Annotated in this window: 23 protein-coding genes and 2 pseudogenes; 18 read left to right on the plus strand and 7 right to left on the minus strand. The window is 65.7% G+C overall.

Going from position 1 to position 25,520, the window contains the following annotated elements; genetic code table 11:
* Window positions 1-24 precede the first annotated feature (24 nt).
* Window positions 25-2,904 (minus strand): TonB-dependent receptor plug domain-containing protein, encoded by a 2,880-nt coding sequence (locus ASE22_RS17845; protein ID WP_056362857.1) that lies wholly within the window; start codon window positions 2,902-2,904, stop codon window positions 25-27.
* Between the two features lie 217 nt (window positions 2,905-3,121).
* On the opposite strand from ASE22_RS17845, the gene ASE22_RS17850 reads away from it, so the two are divergent.
* Window positions 3,122-3,778: a cupin domain-containing protein gene (locus ASE22_RS17850; RefSeq protein ID WP_162248190.1), complete on the plus strand. Its 657-nt coding sequence runs from the start codon at window positions 3,122-3,124 to the stop codon at window positions 3,776-3,778.
* 46 nt (window positions 3,779-3,824) lie between these two features.
* Here ASE22_RS17850 and ASE22_RS17855 read toward each other — a convergent pair whose 3' ends face one another.
* Genes ASE22_RS17855 through ASE22_RS17875 form a run of 5 tightly spaced genes read right to left on the minus strand, consistent with a single transcriptional unit; the run spans window position 3,825 to window position 8,184 of the window.
* Window positions 3,825-4,442: a glutathione S-transferase family protein gene (locus tag ASE22_RS17855; protein WP_056362862.1), complete on the minus strand. Its 618-nt coding sequence runs from the start codon at window positions 4,440-4,442 to the stop codon at window positions 3,825-3,827.
* 16 nt (window positions 4,443-4,458) lie between these two features.
* The gene (locus ASE22_RS17860) at window positions 4,459-5,034 is read right to left on the minus strand and encodes a cysteine dioxygenase (protein ID WP_056362865.1); all 576 of its coding nucleotides are present in this window, start codon (window positions 5,032-5,034) and stop codon (window positions 4,459-4,461) included.
* Window positions 5,031-6,203, minus strand: a complete 1,173-nt coding sequence (locus ASE22_RS17865) for a CaiB/BaiF CoA transferase family protein (protein ID WP_056362866.1) — start codon at window positions 6,201-6,203, stop codon at window positions 5,031-5,033. The genes ASE22_RS17860 and ASE22_RS17865 overlap by 4 nt, the downstream gene beginning before the upstream one ends.
* Before the next feature lie 20 nt (window positions 6,204-6,223).
* Window positions 6,224-6,976 carry an enoyl-CoA hydratase/isomerase family protein gene (locus tag ASE22_RS17870; protein WP_056362869.1) on the minus strand — a complete coding sequence of 251 codons (753 nt, stop codon included), beginning with the start codon at window positions 6,974-6,976 and terminating at the stop codon, window positions 6,224-6,226.
* Window positions 6,976-8,184, minus strand: a complete 1,209-nt coding sequence (locus ASE22_RS17875) for a trans-sulfuration enzyme family protein (RefSeq protein ID WP_056362872.1) — start codon at window positions 8,182-8,184, stop codon at window positions 6,976-6,978. The genes ASE22_RS17870 and ASE22_RS17875 overlap by 1 nt, the downstream gene beginning before the upstream one ends.
* A gap of 136 nt (window positions 8,185-8,320) precedes the next feature.
* On the opposite strand from ASE22_RS17875, the gene ASE22_RS17880 reads away from it, so the two are divergent.
* The 9 genes and pseudogenes from ASE22_RS17880 to ASE22_RS26285 form a co-directional block, all read left to right on the plus strand.
* A complete protein-coding gene (locus ASE22_RS17880) occupies window positions 8,321-9,493 on the plus strand; it encodes a M20 aminoacylase family protein (protein ID WP_056362874.1) in 1,173 nt (390 codons plus the stop codon).
* A 2-nt stretch (window positions 9,494-9,495) separates the two neighbouring features.
* The gene (locus tag ASE22_RS17885; protein WP_056364061.1) at window positions 9,496-10,743 is read left to right on the plus strand and encodes a sarcosine oxidase subunit beta family protein; all 1,248 of its coding nucleotides are present in this window, start codon (window positions 9,496-9,498) and stop codon (window positions 10,741-10,743) included.
* Between the two features lie 57 nt (window positions 10,744-10,800).
* Window positions 10,801-11,091, plus strand: coding sequence for a sarcosine oxidase subunit delta (locus ASE22_RS17890; RefSeq protein ID WP_056362877.1), 291 nt, complete (start codon window positions 10,801-10,803; stop codon window positions 11,089-11,091).
* Complete coding sequence (locus tag ASE22_RS17895; RefSeq protein ID WP_056362881.1) at window positions 11,088-14,024, plus strand: sarcosine oxidase subunit alpha family protein; 2,937 nt, start codon at window positions 11,088-11,090, stop codon at window positions 14,022-14,024. Before ASE22_RS17890 ends, ASE22_RS17895 begins: the two co-directional genes overlap by 4 nt.
* Window positions 14,017-14,523 carry a sarcosine oxidase subunit gamma gene (locus tag ASE22_RS17900; protein ID WP_056362884.1) on the plus strand — a complete coding sequence of 169 codons (507 nt, stop codon included), beginning with the start codon at window positions 14,017-14,019 and terminating at the stop codon, window positions 14,521-14,523. Before ASE22_RS17895 ends, ASE22_RS17900 begins: the two co-directional genes overlap by 8 nt.
* On the plus strand, window positions 14,520-15,386 hold the full coding sequence (gene purU, locus ASE22_RS17905) for a formyltetrahydrofolate deformylase (RefSeq protein ID WP_056362887.1): 867 nt from the start codon (window positions 14,520-14,522) through the stop codon (window positions 15,384-15,386). Before ASE22_RS17900 ends, purU begins: the two co-directional genes overlap by 4 nt.
* Before the next feature lie 5 nt (window positions 15,387-15,391).
* The gene (locus ASE22_RS17910) at window positions 15,392-16,255 is read left to right on the plus strand and encodes a bifunctional 5,10-methylenetetrahydrofolate dehydrogenase/5,10-methenyltetrahydrofolate cyclohydrolase (RefSeq protein WP_056362890.1); all 864 of its coding nucleotides are present in this window, start codon (window positions 15,392-15,394) and stop codon (window positions 16,253-16,255) included.
* Window positions 16,248-16,685, plus strand: coding sequence for a dihydroneopterin aldolase (locus tag ASE22_RS17915; RefSeq protein ID WP_056362893.1), 438 nt, complete (start codon window positions 16,248-16,250; stop codon window positions 16,683-16,685). The genes ASE22_RS17910 and ASE22_RS17915 overlap by 8 nt, the downstream gene beginning before the upstream one ends.
* Window positions 16,686-16,705: 20 nt before the next feature.
* Window positions 16,706-17,296 (plus strand): annotated as a pseudogene (locus tag ASE22_RS26285) (hypothetical protein); the annotation flags it as partial.
* Window positions 17,297-17,505: 209 nt separating this feature from the next.
* Here the strand turns inward: ASE22_RS26285 and ASE22_RS17925 are convergent.
* Entirely contained in the window at window positions 17,506-18,354 is an 849-nt protein-coding gene (locus ASE22_RS17925; RefSeq protein ID WP_156397128.1) for a GntR family transcriptional regulator, read from the minus strand.
* Window positions 18,355-18,503: 149 nt separating this feature from the next.
* On the opposite strand from ASE22_RS17925, the gene leuC reads away from it, so the two are divergent.
* The 8 genes and pseudogenes from leuC to ASE22_RS17960 all read left to right on the plus strand — a co-directional run bounded on the left by leuC (window position 18,504) and on the right by ASE22_RS17960 (window position 25,482).
* On the plus strand, window positions 18,504-19,901 hold the full coding sequence (gene leuC / locus ASE22_RS17930; protein WP_235536280.1) for a 3-isopropylmalate dehydratase large subunit: 1,398 nt from the start codon (window positions 18,504-18,506) through the stop codon (window positions 19,899-19,901).
* Window positions 19,898-20,440, plus strand: a pseudogene (gene leuD, locus ASE22_RS27350) (3-isopropylmalate dehydratase small subunit); the annotation flags it as partial. The gene leuC and the pseudogene leuD, both read left to right, overlap by 4 nt.
* A gap of 99 nt (window positions 20,441-20,539) precedes the next feature.
* Entirely contained in the window at window positions 20,540-21,649 is a 1,110-nt protein-coding gene (leuB, locus tag ASE22_RS27355) for a 3-isopropylmalate dehydrogenase (protein ID WP_056364063.1), read from the plus strand.
* A 20-nt stretch (window positions 21,650-21,669) separates the two neighbouring features.
* Entirely contained in the window at window positions 21,670-22,089 is a 420-nt protein-coding gene (locus ASE22_RS17940) for a GlcG/HbpS family heme-binding protein (RefSeq protein WP_056362905.1), read from the plus strand.
* Window positions 22,086-23,153, plus strand: a complete 1,068-nt coding sequence (locus tag ASE22_RS17945) for an amidohydrolase family protein (protein WP_056362908.1) — start codon at window positions 22,086-22,088, stop codon at window positions 23,151-23,153. The genes ASE22_RS17940 and ASE22_RS17945 overlap by 4 nt, the downstream gene beginning before the upstream one ends.
* On the plus strand, window positions 23,150-23,536 hold the full coding sequence (locus ASE22_RS17950) for a metal-sulfur cluster assembly factor (protein WP_056362911.1): 387 nt from the start codon (window positions 23,150-23,152) through the stop codon (window positions 23,534-23,536). The genes ASE22_RS17945 and ASE22_RS17950 overlap by 4 nt, the downstream gene beginning before the upstream one ends.
* Before the next feature lie 52 nt (window positions 23,537-23,588).
* Window positions 23,589-24,662 (plus strand): amidohydrolase family protein, encoded by a 1,074-nt coding sequence (locus tag ASE22_RS17955; RefSeq protein ID WP_056362914.1) that lies wholly within the window; start codon window positions 23,589-23,591, stop codon window positions 24,660-24,662.
* A gap of 7 nt (window positions 24,663-24,669) precedes the next feature.
* Window positions 24,670-25,482 carry a hypothetical protein gene (locus ASE22_RS17960; RefSeq protein WP_056601438.1) on the plus strand — a complete coding sequence of 271 codons (813 nt, stop codon included), beginning with the start codon at window positions 24,670-24,672 and terminating at the stop codon, window positions 25,480-25,482.
* Window positions 25,483-25,520 lie beyond the last annotated feature (38 nt).

Here is a 25,520-nt window from a genome sequence, read left to right on the forward strand (position 1 = left end):
TGGCCAGCCATCGTCGATCCGCCGTCAGAACTTCACGGTGACGCCGGCATACATGAAGCGCCCTCGCAGATCATAGACCGATGCCGCGGTGTTGGTGCCCGTAGACGTCCCGACATAGGGCACTGGGAAGAAGGGCGGCTTCTTGTCGGTGGCGTTGTTCATGCCGGCATAGAAGGCGAACTGCTCGCTAATGTCATATTTGAACTGGACGTCGGTATACCAGAAGCTGGGCACCGCATTGCCGTCGAACGTTCCGCCGACCACGCGATAGACCTTGCCGATATAGCGTTCGTTCAGAGACGCGCTGAGCGGGCCGTTGACGTAGGTGAGCTGCAGATTGCCCTTGTTCGCCGGATAGAAGGGTTGGCCGCGCAGCTTGATCGTCGGCGCACCGTCGAACGGCGCGGTATCATAGGCGATCGTCCGCGTGTAATTGAGCTGAAGCGAAAGGGTGTCGCCCAGCCGGCCTATGCCGGGCACCGCATCGATGCGCGTGCGATAGGCCAGCTCAACGTCGATCCCCTTTAGCAATTCCTGCGCTGCGTTGATCGGCACCGAATTGTTGCGCAGGATCACGCCCGAGGCGGTGTCGCGGATCACTGTCGAACAATAAACCGGGTCGTTAGTGTTCGCGCACTGGTCAATCACGGTCTGCGCCGCCAGCGAGGTGATCGCGTCGTCGATCTTGATGCGGAAATAGTCGACCGACAGCGACAGCCCACGGACGAAGGATGGGGTCAGGACACCGCCCAGCGTCAAGGTATGTGCGATTTCCGGCGTCAGATTGGGATTGCCGACCACAGACTGCTGAACCTGCGTCGTCGCCGGCGGGTTGAAGCCGGCGCTGATGCCGGGCTGGGCGAGGCAATATTGCTGACGCGCCGAGGTGGTCCCGCCGCCCCGGCAGGGATCAGAGACATTGGCGAGATTGCCGGTGGCACCGCGGAACAGATCGTTGATGTTCGGCGCCCGCACCGCCTTGGCGTAGATGCCGCGGAAGCGAAGCCCCGAGAAGGGACGATAAGTGCCGCCGACCTTCCACGAACTGGCCCCGCCCGAGATCGAATAATCGGCGTAGCGATAGGCGCCTTCGACTTCGAGATAGTCGACGAGCGGCACTCCCTCGAGCAGCGGCACGGTCAATTCGGCGAACGCCTCCTTCACCGTGAAGTCACCCTTGGTGATGCCGGCATATTGCAGCGAGATGAGGCCGTTCCTCAGCGCCTCGCTCGGCACGTAATTCGAGCTTTCCTTGCGCCACTCGACGCCGGCCGCGAACGCGACCGGCGACGTGGTGATGTTGAACAGATCACCCGTCACCGAAGCTGCGGCGACCTGCTGGGTGTTGGTCGAATGGATCGTCGCCGACGCGCCGAGCCAGGCGATCTCGGCCTGGGTTAGCGGCTGACCGGTGAACAGATTGACGGGGATACAGCCCTGCGCACGCGCCGCCGCATCGACGCAGCGATAGCCGCCGGCGCCATTCGCTTCGACCCGCTGGCTCTGATAGAAACGCTGGGTGTCGATACCGTTGCGCATCGTCTCGTCGAGCGTGGTGCGGCCATATTCATAATAGGCTTCCCACGACCAGTTGCGGCCCATCACCTCGAACTTACCGTCCAGCCCAGCGACGAAGCGATAGAGTTGGCGCGTATAGTCGAGGTCGCGCGGCCCGAATTCGGTGAAGTCGCGGGCGAAGGAGATGTCGGTCCGCCCGGCCGGGATCAGCGCGCGCAGCGCCGCCGGGACGAAGGGATTGCTGACCGGGATAGTGTTAGACAGGCCGGTCGGGCCGCCGATGTTCGAACTGCCCGAGTTCAGGAAGGTCGGCTCGAAACGCTGCAGCGTATCGTTATGCGCGTAGCTGCCGTCGATCGTCAGATTGATGTCGCTGCCCAGCTCATAGTTGAGCCGCGCCCCGAACATGTACCGCTCGGACGGCGAGTAGATGATGTTATATTCATTGGGATTGTCGCCATCTCGGGATCCCAGCGGGGTAGCAATCGTGCCGTCCGGCAGCACCGTGCGGCGGATCGTCGCCCCGGTCACCGTGGCGCCGTTGAGCCCGAAGACGCCCTGCGTGGTCCGCAGCGAAGTATAGGAGGCGGGTCCAAACAGCGCGAGATCGGGCCGGGTCGGATCGGCCACCGCCACGCCATCGCTGGAGATCGAACGGTTGGCGGCGAAGACCGGCCGGGTGCGATCATAATTGGCGTAGAAGACAAATCCGCCGCGATCATCCGCGAAGCTGCCGCCGCCGATCAGGCCGAGTTTGTACTGCCCCGCATCGCCACGCGAGCTGATCCCCGACTGGGCGCGCAGTTGCAGGCCGTCGACCTTCTTCTTCAGCACGAAGTTCACCACGCCCGCGATCGCGTCCGACCCATAGACCGCCGAAGCGCCACCAGTGGTGACCTCGACCCGGTCGATCAGGTCGGTGGGAATGGTGCTGATATCGACGGCGGAACTGCCCTGCAGACCGGAGACGTAGCGCTTGCCGTCGACCAGCACGAGCGTGCGCGAGCTGCCGAGCGCGCGCAGATCGACCGTGTAGAGGCCGGCAAGCAGCGTGTTGCGCGGCGCGCCGGAGGGCGAGAGGCTGTTCGCGCCGACGGCGGGCAACGCGCTCAGCGCCTCGACGACGTTGACGGTGCCGCGGCTCGCGAGTTCGGCCGCGCCGAGGGTGGCAACAGGGGTGGACTGCACCTCATTGGCGCGGCGGATACGCGAACCGGTGACGACGATGTCGGATGCCGCGCCATCTTCGGCGGCGCCCTTCGACAAGCCAGCCGGGGCGGATGCCGCGTCCTGCGCTGCCGCCGGTGCCGCGAGACCCATGAAACTGGTCGTGCCCATCAGGCAGATCACGGCCGATACGAAACGCGCTTCCCCTTTGATATCCATGTCACCACCCTTTTCCGCTGATTCGGGCCAATTTCGGGCCTCGACAAGCTATGGATGCAAGACACGATCCCATTAGTCAAGTGACTTTCCTGTAAGTTACATCATTCGGAAATTTCCCCCATATTTATCATCATACTTTCCTCCAGGTTTAGCTTCGTGCTAAAAGGTTATATGAGTTATGCTTATCAGTCCGTTCGCGGACATGTGGGATGATCGAATGAAGAAAGTCAGCGAAAGTCGTTTGCGCGGAGCCCCTCCGCCGGCCACCAACCCAGCCGGTGACGCTTTGCGTGTCGGCGTGAAGCTCAAGCATGCTCGTCTCCTGCGGTGCCTGAGTATGCGAGAGGTCGCGGACGCGGCTGGGTGTTCCGAGGGTTTCATCTCCAAAATTGAAAATGGGAAGGCTCAGCCCTCCCTCGCAATGCTGGCCAAATTGGTGTCGGTGGTCGGGGCAGATCTTGCCGATGTGTTCGCGCCGCCGGAAGAAGCCTATTCCGACCAGGTGAAGGTTGTGCGCGCAAACGCCACGGCGAATTTTATCGCCGATGAGAAAACGTCCGCCCGCGGCATTACCATGGTCCGGCTGTCGGCCAGCGATCAGGGTGCCTTGCTCCAATCGACGATCCACATCATCCCGCCGGGCTCCAAGACCGAAAGCGACTTCACCCATGAAGGGGAGGAAGTCGGCTATATCCTGGAGGGCGAGGTCGAGTTCACGGTCGACGGCAAGACCTATGATCTCGTCGTGGGCGACGCGATCTATTATCCGTCGCACCTTGGCCATGGTTATGAGAACAAGGGCGATGTGACCGCGCGCATCCTGTGGTCGAACACCCCGCCGGGCTGGCGCAAGCAGCTCCGCCCGCTGAGCTGATAGGAAGCGACGTCCTGCTCATGGCATGGCGTCGCCTCCCCGGCCGTCAGGCGGCCGCCTTCATCGCCAGCACTCTCTTATAGGCCGGCCGCTCCTGGCAACGAGCGAGCCAGGCCCGGATCCGCGGCCAGGCTTCGAGCGGATAAGCGGTGCGCTGCAGATATTCGATCGGGCCGACGGCGTTGAGATCGGCAATGGTGAAGCGCCCACCGACGATATAGTCGCCATCACCGAGCGAGTTTTCGAGACAATCGAGCGCCTTGCGGATCGCCACATCGGCCCGCATCAGACCGGCGCGATCCTGCTCGTCTTCCGGCTTCGCCTTTTCTGTCAGTCGGAAGAAGCTATGTGGCTCCATCTCGGTCGCTGCCCACAGCGACCATTCGAGCGCCGCCGCACGCATGGTCGCGTCGGCCGGCAGCAGGTCGTTCGGGGCGCTGTCGAAAGCCAGATGCAGGTTGATCGCCAGCGACTGGCGCACGATCGTATCACCGTCCTTCAGGACCGGGATCTGGCCGGTGGGCGACAGCGACAGGAAGCCGGCGTCGCGATTTTCGCCACGGCGATGGTCGATCGAGGTATGGCGATAGTCGCGCCCGAGTTCCTCCAGCGTCCACAGCACCCGCGCGGTGCGCGAGGCCGCGGTTCCTAGCAATTCCAGCATATAGTCCTCCGAAGATTCAATCGTTCCAGATGTTGGGCAGTTCGGGATTGGCGAAGCGGCTCACGAACGGCCGGGCGGTACCGTTCTCCGGATCGAACACCGCGCGTTCGATGCGGCCGATATTGCCGCCATAGATGTGGATGCTGATCGAGACTTCGTCGGTCAGCGCATTGAAGACCTGATGAACGTCGCCGATCGTCGGCGAGACGCGACCGATGTCGCCCGGCTGGGCTAGGTCGTCAGCAACGATATGGAGCACACCATCGCCGTCCGGTTCAAAGGACAGGTTGCGCTCCGCGCCCCGCAGGACGCCGATCAGACCCCATACCCGATGATCATGCACCGGCGTGTGCTGGCCCGGTCCCCAGACGAAGCTGACGATGCAGAAGCGTTCCCACGGATCGCAATGCAGCAGATATTGCTGATAGCGATCCGGCGAAGGCTGGGCGAAGCGCGCCGGCAGCCAGTCGTCATGGGCCAGCAGATCGGCCAGAACATGCGACGCCTCGTCGAGGAAACGGGGCTCGTCGGGTTGGCCATCGGCGATCGCCGTCAGCGCCTGGACCGCATCGCGCAACCGCCCCGCGGTCATGCCGGTTCCCCTGCCCGCTCGGTATCTAGCGCAGCGCGGATCGCCTCGCCATGTTCGCCCAGGTCCGGCGGCGACCCGGGGGCTGCGCCCAGCGAACCGTTGATCCGCACGACATTGCCCACCGTCTCGGTGTCGCGACCGCCCGGCAGCGTGATTGGTGCGACCCAGCCCATTTCGCGGACTTCGGGCGCGGACAGCGCGGACGCATAATCGTTGATCGGTTCGCAGGGTACGCCGACCGCGCGGAAGGCCGCGAGCCAATGGGCGATCCCGCCCTTCTGCAACACCGCCTCCATCTCCACCGACAAGGCGTCCTGATTGGCGGCGCGCAGGGTGACCGAGGCGAAGCGGGGATCGTCGAGCAGTTCGCGCCGCTCGATCACATCGCAGACCAGCGACCAGAGGTTCTGATTGCCGGCGGCAAGGACGATATAGCCGTCGGCGCAGCGGAACGCCTTGTACGGCGCGTTGCGCGGATGCGCCGATCCCCAGCGCCCCGGCGCCTTGCCGGTACCGAAATATTCGCTGGTCTGCAGCGCGGCAATCGCCAGGCTGCACCCCAGCATCGACACGTCGATATAGCCGCCGGGACCGCCCGACTTCACGCGGTAGAGCAGCATCGAGATCGCCATCGAGGCATAGAGGCCGGTGGCGAAGTCGGAGATCGGCACCCCCGCCTTGACCGGCGGCGCGCCCGGTTCGCCGGTGACGCTCATGATGCCCGAAGCGGCCTGGACGGTGACGTCGAAACCGCCGTCGCGGCTGCGCGGTCCGGTCTGCCCGAAGGCCGAGAGCGAGCAATAGACGAGATCCGGCCGCTCGCTCGCGAAGCGTTCATAATCGAGTCCGAGGCGCTTCATCACGCCCGGACGGCTGTTCTCGATCACGACATCGGCGTCGAGGATCAGGCGACGGGCCACCTCGGCATCCGCCGGGTCCTTCAGGTCCAGCACAATCGATCGCTTATTGCGGTTGAGCGAGGCAAAATTCTCGCTGTAGCCATTGTTCAACGGCGGCCAGCCACGCATCGCGTCACCCGCAGCCGGCTCGACCTTGATCACGTCGGCGCCTTGATCGGCCAACAACATGCCAGCGAACGGCCCGGCCGCGATCTGGCAGAACTCGATGACCCGCACGCCCTGCAACGGGGGCGCTTCGCTATCCGACATCTCTGTTACTCCATCGACAATCAGTCGTCCGTGCGCGCAGCCTTCGCGCGCCGGACCGCATCCGCATAGGCCGCCAGCCGGCTCTTCAATCCCGGCCGGGCCGCGCTCCGCACGAGCGCTGCGAGATCGGCGTCGCGGCCGTCATCCCGCATGCGCGCGCTCAACATCTCCGCCATGCCGGAATCGAGCCGCGTCTGGCGGGCGATCCAGGCACTCTGCCAGGCCGGCCATTGCTCGACCAGCTCCAGCGCCTGGGCGATGCCGCAGGACAGGGCGACATCCGACCCGATCGGTGCGCCGGACAACACGAGATCGAACGCGGTGGCCGCGCCGGTGATCGCGCGCAGGCGCCGTGTCCCCAGCACGATTCCGAACTTGCTGCCGGGAAAACTGAACCGGGTGCCCGGAGCGGCGATGCGGACATGCCCGGCGCAGAAGATATCCGCCCCCGCGCCCCAGGCGAAGCCATGGGCCATGGTCAGGACGGGCGCCGGAAAATGATGGATCGCCTGCAGCGCCGTCTCGACACGGACGAAACGGTGGAGAAGATCGCCGTCGCTCTGCCCATCGAGATCGCCAAGGTCGAAGCCGCCGCAGAAGCCCTTTCCCGCCCCGCTTACGACCAGGCAACGGGGCCGCTCGTCCCGAACATGATCGAGCGCCTCCAGCAGCGCTTCGACCATGTCCGCATTCAGTGCATTGCCCTGCGCCGGCCGATCGAGCGTGATACGGGCGACGCCGTCCTCGGCCGAGGACGACACGAGCGCGGCCATCACGCGCCTCGGACGGCCGCGAGCGCCTGTTCGACGTCGGCGAGCAGGTCGGCGGTGGTCTCGAGACCGACCGACAGGCGAACCAGACCATCGCTGATGCCGTGCTTCAGCCGCTCTTCCGGCGGATAGACGGCGTGCGTCATCGACGCCGGATGTTGCACCAGCGTCTCGGCATCGCCCAGGCTGACCGCGCGGGTCGCCAGTTGCAGCTTGTTCATGAAGGTCATGCCGGCATCGATGCCGCCCTTCAGCTCGACCGAGATCAGGCCGCCGAAAGCGCTCATCTGTCGCCGAGCGATATCATGGAAAGGCGAGGACGCGAGGCCCGGATAATGCACGATGTCGACCGCCGGGTGAGCCTCGAGCATCTCGGCGATCGCCATCGCCGACTGCGAATGGCGCTCCATCCGGAGTTCCAGCGTCTTCATGCCACGCATCACCAGATGCGCGACCAGCGGCGAGATCGCGCCGCCATTGAGGAAACGCAGCCCCTGCCCGCGGACGAGGTCGGCATGCTCCTTCCGGCCGATCATGATCCCGGCGAGCACGTCGCCATGGCCCGACAGGAACTTGGTCGCGGAATGGACGACGATGTCTGCGCCGAGCGCGAGCGGCTGCTGCAGCGCCGGCGAACAAAAGGTGTTGTCGACGACCGAGATCAGCCCGGCCTTGCGGGCCACTGCGGTCAGCGCGGCGATGTCCAGCACGCGCAGATTGGGATTGGCCGGGGATTCGAAGAAGACCATCCGGCTCCTGGGCGTGATCGCCGCCTCGAGATTGGCGACGTCGGTCAGGTCGACGAAGCAGACGTCGATACCGAAGCGAACCAGCCCCTTCGAGAAGAGCGCATAGGTGTTTCCGTAGACGGTCTTGTCGAGGATCACCTGATCGCCCGCGCTAAGCAGGGTCATCAGCGTCGCACTGATCGCCGCGACGCCCGACGCGAAGGCGACAGCGCCCTCCCCGCCTTCCAGCTCGGCCATCCGCGCCTCGAGCAGATCCTGCGTCGGGTTGCGCGTGCGGCCATAGATATATCCGGAGCCTTCACCCCTGAACAGCGCACCGCCGGCCTCCGCAGATTCGAAGGCATAGGTGGAGGTCATATAGACCGGCGGCGTGACCGCGCCGTTGTTCGCCGCCGCATCATAGCCGTGGTGGATGGCCCGGGTGGCGAAGCCCAGCCGGTCGTTCTTGAGCGCGTCACGCATCGAAATTCAGAGCTCCTGTTGGGTGTGACCGGCGGCCACTGACGCCCTGATGCAACTTGCATTCTTTTGTGTCAAGTCACTTGACTAATGAAGCCATCGTCTTTCATGATGGCCGAAATCATCCGCTGGAGTCATCATGAACGCCCATGCAGCGCCGGGGAGGCGCACCCTCAGGCAACTGAGGCAAGACATTCATCAGCATCCCGAGCTCGGTTTTCAGGAGCATCGCACGGCTGCGCTGATCGTCAACGAATTGCGCGCGGCCGGTGTCGAGAACATCCATGAAGGAGTCGGCGGAACGGGTATCGTCGCGCTGATCCGCAAGGGACGCTCGCAGCGCTCGATCGGTATCCGCGCCGACATGGATGCGCTGCCGCTCAACGATGCAAAGGCGAGCGCGCATCGCTCGCGCCATACCGGCAGGATGCATGGCTGTGGCCATGACGGGCATAGCGCGATCCTGATCGGCGCCGCCCGCGAACTGGTCGATACGCCATTCGACGGCACGGTCGCGCTGATCTTCCAGCCGGCCGAAGAAGGCCTCGGCGGCGCCATGTCGATGATCGACGACGGCCTGTTCGATCGCTTCCAGATCGACCAGGTCTACGCCCTGCACAACTGGCCCGGCCTGCCGCTGGGCAAGGTTGCCATCCGCTGCGGCGCGATGATGTCCGCCGTCGATCGTTTCGATATCACGATCCTCGGCAAGGGAGGCCATGCCGCCCAGCCGCATATCACGATCGATCCCATTCCCGTCGCGGCGCAGCTCGTCGGGCAGTTGCAGACGATCGTCAGCCGCTCCTGCGATCCGACCGACGCGACGGTGCTGAGCGTGACGCGGATCGACGCCGGCACCGCCTACAACGTCATCCCCGACACCGCGCTCATCCAGGGCACCGTCCGCACCATATCGGCCGACTCCCGGCGGCGCGTCGAACAGCAGTTGCGCATGATGGCGACGTCGGTCGCGGTCGCCTCGGGCGCGCGGTGCGAGATCAGCTATCATCGCGGCACCCCGCCGACGATCAACAGCCTGGTCGAGACCGACATGCTGCGCACCGCCGCGCAGGACGCGTTCGGCGTCGATAATGTCGAGGAGCTCTCCACCCCCAGCCTGGCCGGGGAGGATTTCGCCTGCTTCCTCGAACGGCGGCCGGGGGCGTTCATCCGGCTGGGCAACGGCACCGACGGCGCCGCGCTGCACAGCCCCCATTATGACTTCAACGACGACGCGATCGACATCGGCGTCCGGCTCTGGACCACGCTCGCCCGGCACGCCCTCCCGGTGTCGGGCCGATCGGAGGCATGACGATGCGCTATTCCGCCCTCAGCCTCGTCCGCGACGCGATCTTCGGATCGTCCGAACGCCCCGCCTGGCGCGACGCCGCGCCGCGGGATTCCTATGACGCGGTCGTCATCGGCGGCGGTGGCCATGGCCTCGCCACCGCCTATTTTCTCGCCAGCAATTATGGTCTGCGCAACGTCGCCCTGCTCGAAAAGAGCTGGATCGGGTCGGGCAATGTCGGCCGCAACACGACGATCATCCGCTCCAACTATCTGCTCCCGGCCAATGGCCGCTTCTACGAAAGCGCGCTGAAGCTCTGGGAGACGATGGAGCGCGACCTCAACTTCAACACCATGGTCAGCCAGCGCGGTTTCCTGGGCCTGTGCCACAGCGAGGCCCAACTCAACGCCTTTGCCCGGCGCGGCAATGCGATGCGGCTGATGGGGGTCGACGCCGAACTGCTGAACGCGGCGCAGATCCGCAGGATGCATCCCTATCTCGACTTCGACAATGCCCGCTTCCCGATCCTGGGCGGCCTGCTGCAACGGCGCGGCGGCACCGCCCGCCATGATGCCGTCGCCTGGGGCTATGCGCGCGCCGCCGATCGCGCGGGCGTCGACATCATCCAGAATTGCGAGGTCACCGGCTTCGACATCCGCGACGGCCGGCTGGCCGGCATCCACAGCAGCCGTGGCTTCATCAAGACGGCGAAAGCCGGCATCGCGGTGGCGGGGCGCAGTTCGATCCTTGCCGAACGCGCCGGCTTCCGCCTGCCGATCGAAAGCCATGTCCTGCAGGCCTGCGTCTCGGAAGCGATCAAACCGCTGGTCGACAATGTCATCTCCTTCGGCGCCGGCCATTTCTACATCAGCCAGTCGGACAAGGGCGGACTGGTCTTCGGCGGCGGCATCGACGGCTATAATTCCTACGCCGCGCGCGGAAATCTGCCGGTGATTGAAGATGTCTGCGAGGCCGCGATGGCCCTGATGCCGATGCTCGGACGGCTGCGCATGCTGCGCAACTGGGGCGGCATCATGGACATGTCGATGGACGGATCGCCGATCATCGACCGGTCCCCGATCGACGGCCTCTATGTCAACGCCGGCTGGTGCTATGGCGGGTTCAAGGCGACGCCGGCATCCGGCCTTTGCTTCGCGCATCTGCTGGCGCGGGACGAACCCCATCCCGATGCCGCCGCCTTCCGGCTGGACCGCTTCACCCGCGGTCATCTCATCGACGAAAAGGGCGCCGGCGCGCAGCCCAATCTCCATTGAGGCCATCTCCGCCGGGGCTATCCCCTCGGCGGCGCGCCAACACAGGACGATCGATCCATGGTTATCAACTGCCCCTATTGCGGCCCGCGCAGCAGCCAGGAGTTCCGCTATCGCGGTGACGCCACGCGGCAGCGGCCCGACACCACGGTCGCCACGGCCGAAGAGGTCGCCGACCATCTCTATCTGCGCGACAATCCCTGCGGGGAGCATCGCGAACACTGGTTCCACGCGATGGGCTGCCGCAGCTGGCTCGTCGTCGTGCGCGACACGCTGACCCACGCCATCGCGTCGGTCGCGCCGGCCCGCACCGCCGCCGTCGCCGACAGCCGCGCGGAGACCGTCGCGTGACCGATCGCCTCGCCACCGGCAACGCCGCGATCGACCGCTCGCGACCGATCCGCTTCTCCTTCGACGGCAAGGCGATGACGGGCTTCGCCGGCGACACCCTGGCCTCGGCCCTGCTGGCCAACGGGGTGCGGCTGGTCGGCCGGTCGTTCAAATATCATCGCCCGCGCGGTATCTTCTCGGCCGGTGCCGAGGAGCCAAATGCACTGGTCGAACTCGGCCACGGCGCGCGGCGCGAGCCCAACAGCAAGGCGACGACCGTCGAACTGGTCGACGGCCTCGAAGCCTGGAGCCAGAACCGCTTCCCGTCGCTCAGGCTCGACCTGCTCAGCGTCAATTCGCTGCTCTCGCCATTCCTGAAGGCCGGCTTCTACTACAAGACCTTCATGTGGCCGGCGGCGTTCTGGGAAAAGCTGTACGAACCCGCCATCCGCCGCGCCGCCGGCCTCGGCCGCGCCGCCGGCCAACCCGATCCCGATCATTATGACAAGGGCAACGCCTTTTGCGACCTGCTCGTGATCGGCGGTGGGCCCGCGGGCATGGCGGCGGCTCTGGCCGCCGCCGACGCCGGCCAGCGCGTGCTGCTGTGCGAAAGCGACTTCCTGCTGGGCGCCAGCCTGCGCGGCAGAGATGGTGCGATCGATGGCGGCGACGCCGCCGACTGGCTCGGAACAGCCGCCCGACGGATCGCCGATCATCCCAACATCACCCTGATGCTGCGCACGACGATGTTCGCAGTCTACGATCATAGCGTCTTCGCCGCGGTCGAGCAATCTGCCCCCGGCGATGCCGACGCGCCGCGGCAACGCGTGTGGCGGATCGTCACGGAACGCTCGATCCTGGCCACCGGCGCGATCGAACGGCCGATGCTGTTCGACGGGAACGACCTGCCCGGTGTGATGCTCGCGGGCGCCGTCGCGACCTATGCGACGCGCTTCGGCGTCCAGGCAGGGCAGCGGATCGCCTTCGCGGTCGACAATGATGCGGGATGGGAAAGCGCCGCCGACGCCGCCCGTGCCGGCGCGCATATCGTCGCCATCATCGATCGCCGCCCCGGCCTTTCCGCGCGCGCGGAGGAGATCGCGCCCCAGCTGAACATCGTCATCCATCTCGGCGCGACGGTGCGACGCGGCCATGGCGGACGCAGCTTGAAGGCCGTCACCATCGCCGGTGCGGATGGCAAGGCGACGCGCCTGGCCATCGACTGCCTCGCGGTGTCGGGGGGCTGGAACCCCAATATCGGCATCGCCACCCATCTCGGCGCCAGGCCACGCTGGAACGAGGCGACAGGCCAGTTCCTCGCCGATGCCCGGCCGGAAGGCATGATCCTGTGCGGTGCGGCGGCCGGCCAGTCGTCCGCCAACGCCTGCGTCCGCCATGGCGCCGCGGCCGGGCGGAGCGTCGTCGATCGCACCAGCTTCGACGAGACCCCGGCGCCGGTGCCAGCATCGGACCGTCCCTCATCGGTGCGATCGCTGGGCGGCGGCAAGGTTTTCGTCGATCTCCAGCATGACGTGACCGAGGAGGATGTCCGCCTCGCCTTCGCCGAAGGCTATCGATCGGTCGAGCATCTCAAGCGCTACACGACGCTGGGCATGGCCACCGACCAGGGACGGACCGCCAATTTCCTGGGCCTGTCGCTGATGGCCGAGTTGACCGGCCAGTCGATCGCGGCGACCGGCACCACCACCGCCCGTCCGCCCGCCGTGCCTATCGCGATCGGCGCGCTCGCGGGCACGCATCGCGGCGGGCATTTCCGGCCGCTGCGCAAGACGGTGACCCACGACTGGGCACTCGAGCGAGGCGCGCCGATGATCGAGGCCGGCCTTTGGCGCCGCGCCCAATGGTATCCGCGCGAGGGTGAAACCGACTGGTTGACCTCGGTGAACCGCGAAGTGCTGGCGGTGCGCTCCGCCGTCGGCATCTGCGACGTCTCGACCTTGGGCAAGATCGATATCCAGGGTCCCGACGCCGGCGCCCTGCTCGACTTCGTCTACGCCAACCTCTTTTCGACCCTGGCGGTCGGTCGCGTCCGCTATGGCGCGATGCTGCGGGAGGACGGCTTCGTGTTCGACGACGGCACCACCGCGCGGCTCGGCGACCAGCATTTCCTGATGAGCACCACCACCGCCAATGCCGAGGCGGTGATGGAACATCTCGAATGGTGCCTGCAGGTGCTCAAGCCGGCCTGGCGCGTCCAGATCGCCTCGGTCACCGAACAATGGGCGCAATTCTCGATCGCTGGCCCGAACGCCCGCCCGCTCGTCGCGGCGTTGCTGGAGCCGGACATCGCGATCGACGACGCCAGCCTGCCGCACATGTCGGTGATGCCGGTGCGGCTGCGCAGCGGCGTCGCGGGACGGCTGTTCCGCATGTCCTTCTCCGGCGAGCGCGGCTTCGAGATCGCGGTGCCCGCACGCCACGGACTGGAGACATGGCGCGCGTTGGTCGAGCTCGGTCGTCCGCTGGGCGTCGAACCCTATGGCACCGAAGCGCTGGGCGTGTTGCGGATCGAGAAAGGCCATGTCGCCGGTCCCGAACTGAATGGCCAGACCACGGCGGCCGATATCGGTCTGGGCCGGATGGTATCGAAGAAGAAGGACTTCATCGGCCGGCTCATGGCGCTGCGTGAACCACTGGCCGATCCGATGCGCCCACGGCTGGTCGGCCTCAGGAGCAGCCGCCCCTTTTCAGCCGGCGCCCATCTGCTGCCCGCCGCCGGCCCGTTCACTGCCGCGCATGATCAGGGCCATATCACCTCGGCCGCCTATTCGCCGACGCTCCGCCAGTGGATCGGGCTCGGCCTGCTCGACAATGGCTCCAATCGGATCGGCGAGACCATCGCCGCGCATGATCCAGTCCGCAATGCCCATGGCGATGTCGAGGTCTGCTCGCCCGTCTTCGTCGATCCGGAAGGAACCCGTGTCCATGGTTGAATCTTCACCGGGCCCGCGGCTCACCGAAACAGCGCCGGCGGCGGCGCTCGTCATGGCGCTGGGCGATCCGGCGGTGGTCGAACAATTTCTGGTCGATCGCCACGGCCTGCCCTTGCCACCGGTCGGCAAGCGTATCGAGCGGCCGGGTCGATCCATCCTGTTCGTGGCGCCGGGCAAATGGCTGGTCCTCGACCATCATGGTTCGGACGGGTTCGTTGCGTTGCTGACCGAGGGATTGCAGGGGATCGCCGCGGTCACCGACCAGAGCGATGGCCTGCGGACCTTCCGCATCTCCGGCAAGGGCGCCGCCGAACGGCTGCAGAACTGCGTCGCCGTCGACCTCCACCCCGCCCGTTTTCGGCGCGGATCGGCGATGGCCACGATGATCGGGCTGATGCGCGTCCATCTGTCCAGGATCGATGACGAGCCGACCTACGAACTGTCGGTGGCCCGCAGCCTGGCCGACAATCTGATCACCCATATCGGGACCGAAGCATGACCCAAGTCGACTCTATCATCTTCACCCTCGCCTGCCCCGACACGCCGGGCATCGTCGCGGGCGTCAGCAACTATATCTTCGAAGGCGGCTACAACATCATCGAAGCCGGCCAGTTCACCGACAGTTCGACCGGCAAGTTTTTCATGCGGATCGAATGCGGCGCCACCGGCGAAGCGCAGGGCTTCGACGCCTTCAGCACCGGCTTCGCACCGCTGGCCGACAAATGGCATATGGACTGGAAGATGCGCCCGGCCACCCGCAAGACGCGGGTGATGCTGCTGGTGTCGAAGTTCCACCATTGCCTGTCGGACCTGATCTATCGCTGGCGCACCGGCGAACTCGACATGGACATCGTCGGCATCGTCTCGAACCATCCGGCGGAAACCTTCGCCAGCATCGACTTGAGCGGCATTCCCTTCCACCATCTGCCCGTCACCCGCGCGACCAGGACCGAACAAGAAGAACGGATCTTGTCCCTCGTGCAGGACAGCGGAACCGATCTGGTCGTCCTCGCCCGCTATATGCAGATCCTGTCCGACGACATGTCGGCGCGGCTGTCGGGCAAGTGCATCAACATCCACCACAGCTTCCTGCCCTCCTTCAAGGGCGCCAAGCCCTATCATCAGGCGTTCGACCGGGGCGTGAAGGTGATCGGCGCCACCGCCCATTATGTGACGAGCGACCTCGACGAAGGCCCGATCATCCACCAGGACATCGAAGCGATCAGCCATGCGAACTCGCCCGACGACCTGATCCGGAAGGGCCGTGACATCGAACGGCTCGTGCTGTCGCGCGCGGTGCAGTTCCATCTTGAGGATCGCGTCATCCTCAACGGCACCAAGACCGTCGTCTTCGCAAAGTAACAACCATGGCACGACTCATCGACGGGAAGGCACGCGCCGCATCGCTGCGGCGATCGGTGGCGCGAGACGTGGAGGCCTTCGCCGATGCCGTCGGCGCGCCACCGACATTGGCCGTCGTACTGGTCGGGGACGATCCAGCCAGCCGCGTCTATGTCGGCCGCAAGCTCGCCGCCTGTCGTGAAACGGGCATCCGCTCGATCGAACATCGTCTGCCCGCGACCGCGGCGCAGGCGGATCTGCTGGCCCTGATCGACCGGCTCAACGCCGACGACGCGGTCCACGGCATCCTCGTCCAGTTGCCTCTGCCCGCACCGCTCGATGCCGCCGCACTGCTCGACCGGATCGCACCGGTCAAGGATGTCGACGGCTTCCATCCGGTCAATGTCGGCCGGCTGTCGACGGGGAGCGATGGTCTCGTTCCCTGCACGCCGCTCGGCTGCATGATGTTGCTGGAACAGGTGGTCGACGATTTCCGCGGTCTCAAGGCGGTAGTGATCGGCAAGTCCAACATCGTCGGCAAGCCGATGGCGCAACTGCTGCTCGAACGCGAGTGCACCGTCACCGTGACCCACATCCATACCCGCGACCTGCCCGGCATCGTGCGCGCCGCCGACATCGTCGTGGTCGCAGCGGGCAGTCCGGGGCTGGTGCGTGGCGACTGGGTCAGACCGGGCGCCGTGGTCATCGACGTCGGCATCAACCGCCGCATCGCCGAGGATGGCAGCTCCTATCTGGTTGGCGACTGCGCGACGGGAGAACTGGATCACGCGGGCGCGATCACCCCGGTGCCCGGCGGCGTCGGCCCCATGACGGTCGCCTGCCTGCTGGCAAACACCGTTCGCGCGGCCCGGAGCCAGCAGCATGTTTGAGGACCGTCGCGGCCATGACCGCTCCCCTGCGCTGATCGCCCGGCAGCAGATCTCCATCGAGGATCTGGTCATCGAAGCGGACATCGGCGTCGATCCGGACGAGATCGGCCGGCGGCAGACGCTGATCGTCGACATAAGGCTGGACGTCATGCCAGTGTGGGACGACAGGCTCGACGCCACCGCCGATTATCGATCGATCGCCGATCGCGCCGCGCGGCTGGGCCAGAGCCGCACCGGCCTGATCGAGATCTTCGCCAACCGCCTCGCCGCCGAGTGCCTGTTCGACCCGCGCGTGCTGGCGGTCGAGATCCGCGTTCGCAAGCCGCTGGCCCTGGTGAACGGCACAGCTTCCGCCTCGGTCCGACTGGTTCGCAACGGAGCTGACGGCTTCTGGGCAGCCCCGTCGCACACCGTCTTCGGCCGCGCCTGATACATCCCCATGAGGTTTTCATGACCGATTTCGCTCCACCCACGCCTGCATCTGCCGCGACCATCGCGGCGATCGAGGCGCTGGAAACGCGGCTGCGCTGGCTATCGGCCTGGACGATCCACAATGCCAACCACCTGCGCGACAGCCGCGACGGCCTGAAGGTTGGTGGCCACCAGGCGAGCTGCGCGTCGATCACCGCGATCATGAGCGCGCTCTATTTCCACGCGCTGCCCCCGCAGGACAAAGGTGGCGGTGAAGCCGCGCGCCGGGCCGGTGCTGCACGCGATCCGTTATCTGCTCGGCAATCAGAGCCTCGACCAGCTGCAGCGCTTCCGCGGCCTCGGTGGCGCACAGAGCTATCCGAGCCGCACCAAGGACAAGGTCCCGGTCGACTTTTCGACCGGCTCGGTCGGCCTGGGCGTCGCATCGAGACGCTGCTCGACGCCTTCGCGCAGGCCGATGACGACAAGCCGATGATGTTCATCGCCTATACGGTGAAGGGCTATGGCCTGCCCTTCGCCGGCCACAAGGACAACCCCGCCGGGCTGATGAACCCGACCCAGATCCACGGGCTGCGCGACAGCCTAGGCATCGCCGAGGGCAGCAAATGGGAGCGCAGCCAGCACCATTTTCGGGGTCTTTTGGCCTAGCGGCTCTACGAACGCTGTTATCATGGGTTCTGAGCAAGTCTGGTATTTGCCATGCATTTGCTCCCGACAGGTCAGGAACGGGTAACCGCATGGCAGCAAACCGCGCTTCCATAACCCCATCTGGTCGCCTGGCCGGCTGGGACTGGACTGATCAAGTCAACCGGATCGGGTCAGTTGGAGAGTTGCTCCGGATCCAGGGACATCGAGAGCTCGAACATCGTTGGCGATGCCAGCATCTCGAAATATTCGATCAGTCGCCCGCTCTGATCGAAATGTTGACGTCGAAGCTGCAGCAGAGGGCTGCCGACGGCGACGTTAAGCAGTGGCGCCACGACCGGATCGGCCAGTTGCGCGCTCACTACCTGCTGGCCCGAATGCAGCCGGACACCGCTTCTAGCGAGCAACTTGTACAGCGACGTACTGTTCAACTCTTCGCGGGTGAACTCCTTGCCCAGTTCCTGGGGGATGAACGTGATGATGTGGAAGATCGGCACCTGCCCCATCGATCGCAGCCGGACGGCACGCTGGAACACCGCGCTGTCGTCGCAATCGAACATCGACTGCACGTGAAAAGGCGCGCGGACGTAGTCGAGTTCGAGCAGCCGGACCTCGGTCTTCCGATCGATGTCGGCGATATGTTCGATCACGCCGGTCACTGAGGCGTGAAGTTGGGTCGGTCTTATGGTCGGTGCGACGAATGTTCCGACGCCCTGCCGACGCTCGATCAAATGCTCGGCCTCCAGCGTGGTCATCGCCGACCTCAGCGTGATGCGCGAGACCGAGAACAGCCGCGCCAGCTCGTCTTCGCTCGGAAGCATCTGCCCCGCTTCATAATACCCGTTCAATATCCGGTCGCGCATGACCAGGAATATCTGATGGTTGAGCGATGAGCCCTGCCTGCGAACGAGCCTCGGGCCAGCAACTTCGGCGTCCGTCGACGCGGCGCCTTTGCTCCGACGCGCCCGTCGATCACCAGCGCTCTGATCGCGTCCCCCTCGCATAGTCGTCTTGACCTTCAAACTTCCAACCGATCCGGACACCACGACGCGCCCCTTGTGTGCTGCTTATAATGAGTGAGTCCGTCTGTCCAATTCCCCGGCTTGATAAGTTTAGTTGTATTGATATTAAGATGACATAACGAATCACGGGGAGCAGGATGGCGCGTACGATGTTCGACAAGATCTGGGCGGAGCACAGGATCGCCGACCTCGGCGGCGGGCTCACCCTGCTCAACGTCGACCGCCACCTGATCCATGATCTGGTCGCCGGCCCCGCTTTCGATCGGCTGGCCGCGCGCGGCCTGCCGGTTCGCAACCCCGAGCGCACTTTCGCCACCCCGGACCATGGCGTGACCAGCCAGCCCGACCGGCCCGCCCGGCTCGACAAGGTGGCGACCAAGCTGCTTGACGACATGCGCCACCACAGCCGCAAAGCAGGCGTCCAACTGTTCGATATCGGCCAGGACGGTCAGGGAATCGTTCATGTCGTCGGCCCCGAACTGGGCCTGACCCTGCCGGGCAGCCTGATCGTCTGCGGCGATAGCCATAGCTGCACCCATGGCGGCCTGGGGGCGCTCTCCTTCGGCATCGGCACTACCGAGGTCGTGCATGTCCTTGCCACGCAGACGATCCGCCAGCGCAAACCCAAGGCGATGCGCATTACCTATACCGGCGAACCAGGTCGCGCGGTCACCGCCAAGGACATCATCCTCTTTACCATCGCCAAGCTCGGCACGAAGGCCGGAACCGGTCACGCCGTCGAATATGCCGGCCCGGCGATCGCTGCACTCGACATCGAGGAGCGGTTGACGCTGTGCAACCTGTCGATCGAGCTGGGCTCCAAGATCGGCATGATCGCGCCCGACGACCGCAGCTTCGCCTATCTCGCGGGCAAGGCCTTCGCACCGAAAGGCGCGCTGTTCGATGCGGCGGTCGCGCATTGGCGGACGCTGACGACCGACGAGGGCGCGCGCTTCCACATCGAGCATCATATCGACATCGGCGAGATTACTCCGCAGGTAAGTTGGGGCACCAGCCCCGAGGACGTCATCGCGATCGATGGTCATGTTCCCGATCCGGACATCGAAACCGATCCGGCACGCCGACAGCGCATGATCGAGGCTCTGGACTATATGGGCTTGACCGCCGGCCAGCCGTTGGCCGGCGTACCGATCGACCGGGTGTTCATCGGCTCCTGTGCCAATGGCCGGCTGTCGGACCTGCGCGCCGCCGCGCGGATCGCCGCGCGCGGCACAGTCGCCGCGAATGTCCAGGCCTGGGTCGTCCCCGGTTCGCGCCGGGTCCAGCAAGCCGCCGAGGCCGAAGGGCTCGACCGCATATTTCGCGACGCCGGCTTCGAATGGCGCGAGCCCGGCTGCTCGCTCTGCCTATCGACCGCCAACGAGCAACTTCTGCCGGGCGAACGATCGGTTTCCACCACCAACCGCAATTTTGTCGGCCGGCAGGGCCTGGGTGCCCGCACTCACCTCGCCAGCCCCGCGACCGCCGCAGCTTCCGCCCTCGCCGGCACAATCTGCGATGTCCGCGCTCTGGAAGGACGAGCATGACCCCCTTCACGACCCTGACCGGCATCGCGGCCCCGCTGCCCCTGCCCAATATCGATACCGAGGTGATGATCCGGATCAGCCGGCTCATGGAGTTCGGCAAAGGCGCGCTCGGCCCCTATCTGTTCGAACCGCTGCGCTACGATGCCGATGGCGCCGAGGATCCGGACTTTACGTTGAACCGTCCAGCCTTTCGCACCAGCAGCATCGTGATCGGCGGCGATAATTTCGGTTGCGGCAGTTCTCGCGAGGCTGCGGTGTGGGCGCTTCTCGATTTCGGTATCCGTTGCATCATCGCGCCAAGCTTCGGCGACATCTTTGCGGTGAACTGCCTGCAGAACGGCCTGTTGACGATCCGCCTGCCGGCCGAGGAGGTTGCCGCCCTCGCGGCCGAGATCGCGATGGACGATCCGCAGCCCTTCACCGTCGACCTGGAGGCGCAGACGATCACGCCCCCTTCGGGCCGGAAGCTCGGCTTTCCGATCGATCCGGGGGCCCGCGCCGCCCTGCTCGATGGCCTCGACGAGATCGACCAGACCCGCCAGCTCGACGCCGAGATCGGCGCGCATCAGCGCGCCCGCGACGCGGCGCTGCCATGGGCCAACGGCTCGCTTGGCCGGGGCGTGCCACGCGTGCTGATCATGGCCGGCGACGGCGTCGGCCCCGAGGCGATGGACGAAGTGAAGCGGGTGATCGACTGGTTCGTCTCGAACCGCGGCCTGCGCGTCGACCTGCACGAAGAACTCTACGGCATCTCCGCTTGGAAGGCCCATGGCGCGGTCGTCCGCCCCGAGGCCTGGGCGCTGATAGACGCGGCCGACGCGATATTGTTCGGCGCCAGCGGATCGCCGGAATATGACGCCATTCCGCGCCACCACTGGCTCCCCGACAACCTGCTCAAGATGCGCAGCCGGCTCGACCTGTTCGACAATCAGCGCCCGGTCCGCGCCTTCGCGGGGCTGGAAGCGATGTCGAGCCTGCGTCCGGAGATCATCGAGGGCGCCGACATCGTCATCGTCCGCGAACTCACCGCCGGTCTCTATTTCAGCGAGCCGCGCGGTATCGAGACCCTCGACGACGGCCGCCGGCGCGGCACCAACAGCATGACCTATACCAGCGACCGGGTCGAACGGATCGGCCGCGCCGCCTTCGAACTGGCGCGACGCCGCGGTGGGCGGCTATGCTCGGTCGACAAGGCGAACGTGCTGGAGGTCAGCATGCTGTGGCGCGACGAGATCGAGAAGCTCCACGCCGAATATCCCGATGTGGAACTGACCCACATGTATGTCGACAATTGCGCGATGCAGCTGGTGCGCAACCCGCGCCAGTTCGACGTGATCGTCACCGAGAATCTGTTCGGCGACATCCTGTCCGACTGCGCGGCGATGGTGGCCGGATCGATCGGCATGCTGCCTTCCGCCTCGATCGGCCCCAGCGACGTCACCCGCCGGCGCCAGGCGCTCTACGAACCGATCCACGGCAGCGCGCCCGACATCGCCGGGCGCGGCATCTGCAATCCGGTCGGATCGATATTGAGCTTCGGCATGTGCCTGGAACAGAGCTTCGGCCTGCCCGAGGAAGCGAAGCTGCTGGACCGGGCTGTCCAGCGCGCGATCGACGGCGGCGCCCGCACCGCCGACATCGCGGGCGGCCTGCCCGCCATCGGCACGCGCGCGATGGGTGACGCGGTGCTCCGCGCGCTCGACGTGATCCATCACGAAACCAAACCCGCGCTGGTCGCGGCAGATTGAACCCCAAGGGAGAAACATCGATGAACGCCGTTCTGCACCAGGCCCGCAAATTCTGTGAATCGGTCCTCGAACATGCCGAGCGCTACAGCCTCGCCGTGTCGGTGGTGGCGGTCGACAAGGGTGGCCACCTGATCGCACTCTACCGGACCGATCGTGCCATCTTCGCATCGAGCGAGGCCGCCCGCCGCAAGGCGGTCGCCGCATCGGCGATGGCGATGCCGACGTCGGCGATGGTCGACATGTTCCGCAACGACCCGCTGGTGACGACCGCGCTCAGCGCGAGCGGCGACATGCTGGTCGTGCCGGGCGGCTTTCCCCTGATCGTCGACGGCAATTGCGTCGGTGGCTACGGCATCGCCGGCGGCCATTACAGCGAGGACGAGATGCTCGGCGGCCGCGCGCTCGCGGCCCTTGCCGGCAGGGAGTATGAGCCGGCATGATCGACGACGTCTTCGTCGTCGATGCCACGGTGCATGGCGGCCATTTCCACCGGGACAACTTGCTGATCCCCCAGCTGGAGGAACTGACCAAGCTCCTCTACCACTGGGGTAACGGCCATCTGCAGCCGTTCGGCTTCGACGAATATAAGGTCAACTACGACCAGTTCACCGAGCGCTTCGCGCTGCAGCCCGCCCTGCTGGAAAGCCTGTTGTTCGCGGAAAGCGACATCGACGTCGCCGTCTATCAGGGCGTGCCGCTCTACGGCATGTACAAGGACGGCAGCTCGCCCCTGTGGGTCGCGGCGGAGATCGCCAAGCGCTTCCCCCACCGCATGTTCCTCTACGGCGACCTGACGCCACGGATGAGCGACCCGATCGCCCATATCGACCATCTGGTCGACGACATGAACGTCATCGGCGTGAAGATGTACCCGCTCGACATGGTCGAGGGCCGGTTGACCGAGAACCGCTTCGACGACGAGAAGCTGATGTTCCCGCTGTTCGAGCATATGCTGAAGCGCGGGCTGAAGGTCGTCGCCGTCCACAAGGCGGTGCCGCTCGCCCCCGCGCTGGTCGATCGCTACCATGTCGACGACATGGCGCCAGCGATCGCCGCCTTCCCCGATCTGACCTTCGAGATCGTCCATGGCGGCTTCGCCTTCGGGCAGGAGATCGCGGCGCTGCTCGATCGCTATCCGAACGTCACGGTGAACCTCGAATCGACGCCCTGCTATGCGCTCAACTTCCAGGACAAGTTCGCCGAGATGATGGCGCCGCTGCTGGCGACCGGCGCGGACCGGCTGTTCTTTTCGACCGGCGCGCCGATCATGCACCCCGATCCCTTCATCCGGGCCTTCAAGGATTACCGCATGCCCGCCGGCTATCCGCCGCTCGACGACGCCACCAAGCGCGGCATCCTCGGCGACAATTTCGCGCGGGTGCACGGCTGGGACGTCGAGGCGCTGAAGGCCGCGTGCCGCGCCGACCAATTCGGGCTGGAGGGAAAGACCAAGACCACCCCCTGGTCCGTGATCCGCAACTCTGTCGTGGGAGAGGCCGCATGACCGTCACCGCCCCTGTCCTGGTCGCCGACAAGGACCTCGCCGACCGCATCGGCGAATGCCTGAACGCCATCGTCGATCCGTGCAGCATCGCCGCGGGCGCACCCGCCGGCCTGGTCGACATGGGCCTGGTCATGACGTCGGAGATCGAGCCGCGCGACGAGGGCGGCCTGCGCGCCGTCATCGCCATCGGCATCACTCACCCCTTCTGCATGATGGCGGGCGTCTTCCTCAACGAGGTGCGCCAACGGGTCGGCGCGATCGAGGGGATCGAGGAGATCGTGGTGACCCTCGACAGCGACACCGTCTGGACCCCCGCATTGATGAGCGACGCCTATCGCGCGCGCCTCGACGCGGTCCGCTCGGCGAAGCGCATCCCGCAATGACACCCATGCCCGCCGCCGAACACGGGCAGGCCGGGCGGCGAGGAGAGATGAGATGATCGAAGGCAATCTGGTGATCGACGCGACCGTCCACGCGTTCAACTTCCGCGAGGACAATCTGCGGCAGCCCTTCGTCTCGGACGTGATCCGGGGGCTATACCACTGGGTCTACAACCAGCTCGGGCCGCAGGACGATCCGCGTTACCGCATCACGCTCGACCAGTTCCAGAACCTGTTCGATCATCAGCCGCGCGTGATGGAAGAGGTGGTGTTCCGCGAGAGCGACGTCGACGTCGCCGCCTATCACGGCGTTCCGATGTACGGCTTTTTCGGCGATGGCTCCTCGCCGATCAACATCGCCGAGGCGATCAAGGCGCGCTACCCGCATCGCATGCTGGTCTATGGCGGCCTCAGCCCGTGGGAGGAGGATCCCGCCGGCAAGCTCGCCTCGCTGATCGACGACCACGCGGTCACCGGGATCAAGCTCTATCCAGCGGACATCGTCGAGGGCGAGTTGAAGCGCATCCGCCTCGATGACGAGAAACGCATGTTCCCGCTGTTCGAAATGGCGCGAGCGAAGGGGCTGAAGGTCATCGCCATGCACAAGGCGCTGCCGCTGGGGCCGATCACGATCGACCATTATCATCTCGATGACGTCGAGGCGGCGCTGGTGGCCTTTCCCGAGATCACCTTCGAGATCGTCCATGGCGGCCTCGCCTATCTCGACGAGACGGTCCGGCTGCTCGATCGCTATCCCAACATCTCGGTCAACCTCGAGGCGGCACCCTGCTATGCGATCAACCACAGCGACCGCTTCGCGGAAATGATGGCGCCACTGATCGGATCGGGCGCGCACGACCGCGTCTTCTTCTCGACCGGCGCCACCGGCGTTCATCCACAGCCGTTTATCGAGGCCTTCTGGCGCTATGAGATGCCGCGCGGTTTCCCGGCGCTGACGGAAGAGATCAAGATCGGGATCCTCGGCGCCAACTTCGCCCGCCAACACGGCCTCGATGTCGAGAAGCTCAAGCGCCAGTGCAAGGCCGACGACATCGGCCGCAGCAATGGCCGATCCGAGCCCTGGTCCTGGCTTCGCGCCCAGACCGCCGCCGCTCGCTCCGCCGCCTGACGAAGACATGATGCCCCCCACCTCTACGCCCCCCGCGCTCCGTTGGCTGCTGGGCAGCTATGGCATCGGCCTGACGGCGGGCGGTATCGCGCTGATCGCCGCGCCGGACTGGGCCAACCGCATGGAAGCGGGGGTAACCGGGACGTTCGTCGAGCATCTTGCCCAGTCGCGCGGTGCCGCGGTGCTCGCTCTCGGGGTGATCGCACTCGCTGCGCTGCGCAGACCTGAGCGCCACCGCCGGCTGCTGCCCGGCCTCGCCTGGTCGGCGGCCCTGCTAGGCGGCCTCTTCCTGATGGTCCAGCTATCGCCGCAGACAACACCCTGTCGCTGGATCGCAGTGCTGTTCTGCTCGCTCTGGGCGGCTGGCCTTGCCTGGCAGGCTGGCCGGTCGATGGGGGAGCAGGACGCACCCATGTCGCCACCCCGCCTCACCGAACCCGGCCATATGCTGATCCTCAGCTTCGCGCTGTGGACAGGCATCACCGGTCTGCTGTGGCTCGTCGCGCCCGGACCGCTCGGCTCGAAGTTGGAAGCCTTGGCAGGTCCCGGCGCCGGCTATTTCGCAGCCGCGCGCGGCGCGGTCGATCTCCCGCTGGGCTGGATCGCCTGGACGGTGCGCGACCGCGTCCTCAGCGCCGCTGCCCGGCCCGCGATCATCGGCATCTTCGTTGCCAACATCATCTTGTCGATAGCGGGCCTGATAGCCCAGCTCGAAAGCATCGCCACGCCGTCACGCTGGCTGATCGAACTGCTGCATATCGGCTGGATGGCCGGTGCAGGAGCGCTTCTCTGGCAGGGCTCGAAATCCGATAATTCCTAGAGTCTTCAGTTGATTGACCGATCGGTCGAGATATATTG

Source organism: Sphingomonas sp. Root720 (assembly GCF_001428605.1).
Lineage (GTDB): Bacteria > Pseudomonadota > Alphaproteobacteria > Sphingomonadales > Sphingomonadaceae > Rhizorhabdus.

What these genes read in the sequence shown, in the direction of transcription:
- ASE22_RS17850 (WP_162248190.1), top strand. Translation starts at nt 3,122, where the DNA reads ATGAAGAAAGTCAGCGAAAGTCGTTTGCGCGGAGCCCCTCCGCCGGCC.
- ASE22_RS17915 (WP_056362893.1), top strand. Translation starts at nt 16,248, where the DNA reads ATGTTTGAGGACCGTCGCGGCCATGACCGCTCCCCTGCGCTGATCGCC.
- ASE22_RS17845 (WP_056362857.1), bottom strand. Translation starts at nt 2,904, where the DNA reads ATGGATATCAAAGGGGAAGCGCGTTTCGTATCGGCCGTGATCTGCCTG.
- ASE22_RS17950 (WP_056362911.1), top strand. Translation starts at nt 23,150, where the DNA reads ATGACCGTCACCGCCCCTGTCCTGGTCGCCGACAAGGACCTCGCCGAC.
- ASE22_RS17875 (WP_056362872.1), bottom strand. Translation starts at nt 8,184, where the DNA reads ATGCGTGACGCGCTCAAGAACGACCGGCTGGGCTTCGCCACCCGGGCC.
- ASE22_RS17860 (WP_056362865.1), bottom strand. Translation starts at nt 5,034, where the DNA reads ATGACCGCGGGGCGGTTGCGCGATGCGGTCCAGGCGCTGACGGCGATC.
- ASE22_RS17960 (WP_056601438.1), top strand. Translation starts at nt 24,670, where the DNA reads ATGATGCCCCCCACCTCTACGCCCCCCGCGCTCCGTTGGCTGCTGGGC.
- ASE22_RS17910 (WP_056362890.1), top strand. Translation starts at nt 15,392, where the DNA reads ATGGCACGACTCATCGACGGGAAGGCACGCGCCGCATCGCTGCGGCGA.
- ASE22_RS17940 (WP_056362905.1), top strand. Translation starts at nt 21,670, where the DNA reads ATGAACGCCGTTCTGCACCAGGCCCGCAAATTCTGTGAATCGGTCCTC.
- ASE22_RS17955 (WP_056362914.1), top strand. Translation starts at nt 23,589, where the DNA reads ATGATCGAAGGCAATCTGGTGATCGACGCGACCGTCCACGCGTTCAAC.
- leuB (WP_056364063.1), top strand. Translation starts at nt 20,540, where the DNA reads ATGGCCGGCGACGGCGTCGGCCCCGAGGCGATGGACGAAGTGAAGCGG.
- ASE22_RS17890 (WP_056362877.1), top strand. Translation starts at nt 10,801, where the DNA reads ATGGTTATCAACTGCCCCTATTGCGGCCCGCGCAGCAGCCAGGAGTTC.
- ASE22_RS17880 (WP_056362874.1), top strand. Translation starts at nt 8,321, where the DNA reads ATGAACGCCCATGCAGCGCCGGGGAGGCGCACCCTCAGGCAACTGAGG.
- purU (WP_056362887.1), top strand. Translation starts at nt 14,520, where the DNA reads ATGACCCAAGTCGACTCTATCATCTTCACCCTCGCCTGCCCCGACACG.
- leuC (WP_235536280.1), top strand. Translation starts at nt 18,504, where the DNA reads ATGTTCGACAAGATCTGGGCGGAGCACAGGATCGCCGACCTCGGCGGC.
- ASE22_RS17855 (WP_056362862.1), bottom strand. Translation starts at nt 4,442, where the DNA reads ATGCTGGAATTGCTAGGAACCGCGGCCTCGCGCACCGCGCGGGTGCTG.
- ASE22_RS17870 (WP_056362869.1), bottom strand. Translation starts at nt 6,976, where the DNA reads ATGGCCGCGCTCGTGTCGTCCTCGGCCGAGGACGGCGTCGCCCGTATC.
- ASE22_RS17885 (WP_056364061.1), top strand. Translation starts at nt 9,496, where the DNA reads ATGCGCTATTCCGCCCTCAGCCTCGTCCGCGACGCGATCTTCGGATCG.
- ASE22_RS17945 (WP_056362908.1), top strand. Translation starts at nt 22,086, where the DNA reads ATGATCGACGACGTCTTCGTCGTCGATGCCACGGTGCATGGCGGCCAT.
- ASE22_RS17865 (WP_056362866.1), bottom strand. Translation starts at nt 6,203, where the DNA reads ATGTCGGATAGCGAAGCGCCCCCGTTGCAGGGCGTGCGGGTCATCGAG.
- ASE22_RS17900 (WP_056362884.1), top strand. Translation starts at nt 14,017, where the DNA reads ATGGTTGAATCTTCACCGGGCCCGCGGCTCACCGAAACAGCGCCGGCG.